Source organism: Amycolatopsis sp. SID8362, assembly GCF_010550475.1.
GTDB classification, from domain to species: domain Bacteria; phylum Actinomycetota; class Actinomycetes; order Mycobacteriales; family Pseudonocardiaceae; genus Amycolatopsis; species Amycolatopsis eburnea.
Genome location: NZ_JAAGNB010000224.1, coordinates 1 through 373, shown reverse-complemented (window position 1 = coordinate 373; position 373 = coordinate 1). Strand labels below are relative to the sequence as shown.

Annotated in this window: 1 protein-coding gene; it reads right to left on the bottom strand. The window is 74.5% G+C overall.

The genetic code is table 11. The features are described 5' to 3' along the window. Positions 1-82 precede the first annotated feature (82 nt). A partial coding sequence (locus tag G3I65_RS07590) for a ubiquinol-cytochrome c reductase iron-sulfur subunit (protein WP_160695448.1) occupies positions 83-373 on the bottom strand: 291 nt, incomplete at its 5' end.

Sequence of the window (373 nt, the reverse complement as noted above, 5' to 3'; positions counted from 1 at the left end):
GTGAGCGCCAGCGCCGCCGCGGCCACGAGCGAGAAGTGTTTCACCCCAACGGAATTCCTCATACCAGGGATACGCGCGGGGGTTACGCCCCCGCCGGCGGCACGAGCACCTCGACCACGCCGCCTGCCTCGCGCACGACCAGGTGCGGCAGCGGCGGCGGCGTCACCGGGAGCTGGTGCGTCAGGACGACGCCGTCGACGGCGAACGACGTCCGGTGGCACGGGCAGTTCAGCCGCCGCGCCGGCGCGTCCAGGTTCAGCCGGCAGCCGAGGTGCGTGCAGGTCGCCGAAACCGCCCGCACCTCGCCGCCGGAGCGGTGCAGGAACCCCGCCACGGCCCCGAAGTCGAACGGCAGCACGCCGCCCTCGGGCAG